General features: G+C 64.2%; 1 protein-coding gene. It reads left to right on the forward strand.

The features are described 5' to 3' along the window. Positions 1-45: 45 nt before the first annotated feature. Positions 46-1,496, forward strand: a 1,451-nt coding sequence (locus ACYVHH_RS18350) for an IS5 family transposase (RefSeq protein WP_460566904.1), incomplete at its 3' end; no start/stop codon positions are given.

The raw sequence follows: 1,496 nt of genomic DNA on the forward strand, positions 1-1,496 counted from the left end.
CTCCCAGTTTGAATTTCAATAGCGATCAGTTTCTGGGAGATTTTGATGTTTGCTGATGCTGCCACCGACGACTTCTTTCGCGCCCGCCTGGACCACATGATCGACCTGCGCCATTCGCTGGCGGTGTTGGCCTCGCGCATGCCGTGGCAGCAGATCGAAGCCTCTGTGGCGCATCTGTTCTCCCGCCGCGCACACACCGGTGAGTCCTTGCCCGATCTGGACCTGTTCGGTGAAGCGCCAGCGCCCGTGGGCCGCAAGTCCAACGCCGGGCGCCCGCGCGTGCCCCTGCGCACCATGATCGCGCTGCTGTACCTCAAACACGCGTTCAACCTCAGCGACGAGGCCGTGGTCGAGCGTTGGAGCGATTCGCCCAACTTCCAGTTCTTCTCGGGTCAGGCCTACTTTGAACCCCGCCTGCCCTGCGACGCCACCACCCTGGTCAAGTTCCGCCGCCTGCTGGGCGAAGAAGGCGTGGAGGAGTTGCTGGCGCAGACCGTGAACCTGGCCGTCTCGCTCAAGCTGATTCCAGCGTCCGCGCTGGCCACCGTGGTGGTGGACTCCACCGTGCAGGAGAAGGCGGTGGCGCACCCCACGGACTCCAAGCTTCTGGAGACGGCGCGTGCCAAGCTGGTGGAAGCCGCGCAAGGAGTTGGCATCGAGCTCAAGCAGACCTTCGCCAAAGAGGGCCAGCTGCTGCGCTTCAAGGCCGGGCGGTACGCGCACGCCAGACAGTTCAAGCGCATGCGCCGCGTGATCAAGCGCCAGAGCACGGTGGTGGGCCGCCTGGTGCGTGAGATCGAGCGCAAGGCCAATGGGTTGAGCACAGCGGTGCGCCAAGCCTTGGACGGTGTGCTGGGCAAGGCGCAGCGCATTGCCGATCAATCGCGCAGCCGCAAGAACACCAGCGGATCATCCAAGCTCTACGCTTGGCACGCTCCCGAAGTGGAGTGCATTGCCAAGGGCAAGAGCAGGACGCCCTACGAGTTCGGGGTGAAGGTGGGCATTGCCGCGACCTTGAAGCACAACCTGATCGTGGGGGCCAGGGCGTTCACCGGCAACCCATACGACGGCCACACGCTGAGCACCCAGCTGGAGCAGGCAGCCATCCTGATGCAAGACACGGGGGTGAAGCCCGCCACGGCGTATGTGGACCTGGGTTACCGGGGCGTGGATGCGGACAACCCAGGGGTGGCCATCAAGCACCGGGGCAAGTACAAGACGCTCACGACCCAGGAGAGAAAGCTGCTCAAGAGGCGCCAGGCGATCGAGCCGATCATCGGGCATTTGAAGGCGGACCACCGCATGGATCGGTGCCATCTCAAAGGCGAACAAGGGGACAGACTGCACGCGGTGCTGTGCGCGGCGGGCTACAACATCCGCTGGCTGCTTCGGATGATTGCCAAGAAGGGGGTGCCCTTCTTGCGGCGGCTTTATTTGCGCCTGTGCCAAGCCGCAGCCCTATCGCCCAACTGGCCTCGCATGCTGCGCAACCTCGC

Source organism: Hydrogenophaga aquatica, assembly GCF_054780915.1.